2 protein-coding genes are annotated in these 2,308 nt (G+C 33.2%); one reads left to right on the forward strand and one right to left on the reverse strand.

Going from position 1 to position 2,308, the window contains the following annotated elements:
* Positions 1-847: 847 nt before the first annotated feature.
* Positions 848-1,069, forward strand: coding sequence for a hypothetical protein (locus ACJML3_RS00130; protein WP_406019594.1), 222 nt, complete (start codon positions 848-850; stop codon positions 1,067-1,069).
* Positions 1,070-1,804: 735 nt separating this feature from the next.
* On the opposite strand, the gene ACJML3_RS00135 is transcribed toward ACJML3_RS00130, so the two are convergent.
* A partial coding sequence (locus ACJML3_RS00135; protein WP_406019595.1) for a hypothetical protein occupies positions 1,805-2,308 on the reverse strand: 504 nt, incomplete at its 5' end.

Below are 2,308 nucleotides of genomic sequence, written 5' to 3' on the forward strand. Positions count from 1 at the left end.
ATATAGGTTACCTTGAAAACAGCTTTAATAACGGAGTTGATAATCATAAGTTATCCTTGTTAAAGTTGATAAATATTTCCAAAAAAAAATGTAATATTTTGATAATGATCGAAAAAGATCGATTACTAAAATTCAAGGTATTTATGCCCTTTGAATAACACTCCATCCGCCACTTATATGAGACAGTGTTGGCTGTCTTTTTTTATATCCCTAAGATCTCGGTTTTATTCTTACACGATCTTATTAACACACCGTAAGTCCCATATCATCGTCTAGAGTTGCTTTTTTCACTTTAGTATTATGAAGTACGATAGGATCATTATCCATCATATTAAAAAGGGCTTCATGTCTTTTGAGAATATTTGTAATAGGGATTATAGTTTCACCTGACATTGAGCGGTAATATTTACAAAAGATTGTAAATTTATGCATTTTTGATTTTGAGCTATAAACGAAAACCCTTATAATTAAGCTGTTAACAAATAAATCAGAAATAATCATACGCTTTAAAGATGGAATAAAATGTCAAGAATTAAAAAAGTGACACAGAGAAGCTTTAGCTGTACTGATGAGCAAATGGAGCATTTTAAGACTTTTGCTTCTATGTACGGTTTGACCGTAAGTCAGGTCATTCAAAAGTTCGCTGACTATCTTTGGAACGGCAAAAAAAACAGTTCGCACTGCAATCAGATCGCTAAGCTTTTTGAGTTGAAAGAGGTGTCATAGGAAGTTGCAGACAAAGTGACACGAGCACAACTCAATAGAGAGAAAGGTGCACTACAGACTAAAAAGCTTCGCAATGAAGTGCCAGGACAGACAGATTTATTTGATGATAAGGAGATTGAAAATGAGTGAAGAACAGTACGTTAAAAAAATGTTGAAATATCTTGAAAATGCATTTAAATACATTATAGGAACACTTTCAGCAATAATTGTTTATTTGGTTTTTAATTTTGATGGTTCAGTTATATCAATTTTAGCTTCAATTTTAGCTGTAATCTGTATTGTAACATTGATCTTCTGTGCAATTAAGCTAAAAAATTATCTGAATAAATTAAGGAGTTTATGATGTTTACACTGCCATTTTTTACAATTTTAATTTCATTTCTGGCAATTGTTGGTTGCATTATTTATGTAGTCACTCCTACAAAGTAATTAAACCGTACGATTAAATTTTCTCTAAGAGTACTGCCCATTCTTCCACTGGTAGTACTCTTCTTCGAGTAGCTCCCAAAGACTTTCGTCTTAGATGTCATCAAACGTTGGCTCAACGTCTTTTAATTCACCTGAGTAGTTGTACTGTCTGATATTGCGTGTCTGTCTAATTCTTGGAAGTCCTCTTTTGAGAGCTTCTCCAAGTCAGATGATGTAACGCTGTACTTCACTACTTCGAGAGCAGCCCCTACGCTTCATTTAAAAAAATTGATCCACGTGTTAAAAATCACGAAAGTGATCCGTCAATATCATGCGAAGTTGATCCGTCTTTTGTACCAAAAAATCCGGATCATCTAGAAGGTGTGGAAACAGGTGGCTGAAAGAGTGAACTAAAAAAATCTATCTACTAATCTTTCAATAACTTGTAATATTTCTATACATTAATAAAATAATTATCATTAATTCTGTGTGAGTTGACTTTTTCATTATATTCTCTCTTTTTGTCGGTTTAAGGTTGTTTCTAAAACTTCGTTTTCTTATTCAAATAGATGAATAGTTTTTTTATCACACTCAAAATAAATAACATGAGTGTCTACCATCTTGTTTGTTCATGCGTCTAGTAGAGCTTATCTGAATTGTTTGTTAAGCGTTACATTCTTGATAGTTCCATCTGCTTTTCAATAGCCTCTTTTTCTTGCTTTAACAATAATTCATTGGTGCATTGTCCAGTTTTTATGGCTTTATTAACATTTACCTCATCGCAGTTTGTACCAAATATTCTATATCTGCAGCTATTGTTGCAAGAGTCAGGCTCAATTTCCAATGCCAGTTTTAAGGTATATCCTGCATCAAGATTAATACCAAAATTCTGTCTTACCTGACATGGATTTGTTGGTGTATGACCACTTACTGAAAAAACATCTTTTTCATTGAACACTCTTGGCTTTTCGTTATACATTTGTGTTACACAATCAGGCCTCCACCAAAGAACAGCATCGTTAAAATTACTGTCAAAAGGATCATCACAAAACTCTACATTTTCTTGTGGAGGAATACCTGCATGAGTGAACAGTATGTTGCCAGATAAATAATGAGTCTTGCATCTTCTGATGTAGTCTGCATATAGTGATGGATATTCAATTCCAAGCCTATT

Source organism: Succinivibrio sp., assembly GCF_045124615.1.
Taxonomy (GTDB): Bacteria; Pseudomonadota; Gammaproteobacteria; order Enterobacterales; family Succinivibrionaceae; genus Succinivibrio; species Succinivibrio faecicola.

Coding starts and splice junctions, on each gene's coding strand:
- ACJML3_RS00130 (WP_406019594.1), top strand. CDS start 848: ATGAGTGAAGAACAGTACGTTAAAAAAATGTTGAAATATCTTGAAAAT.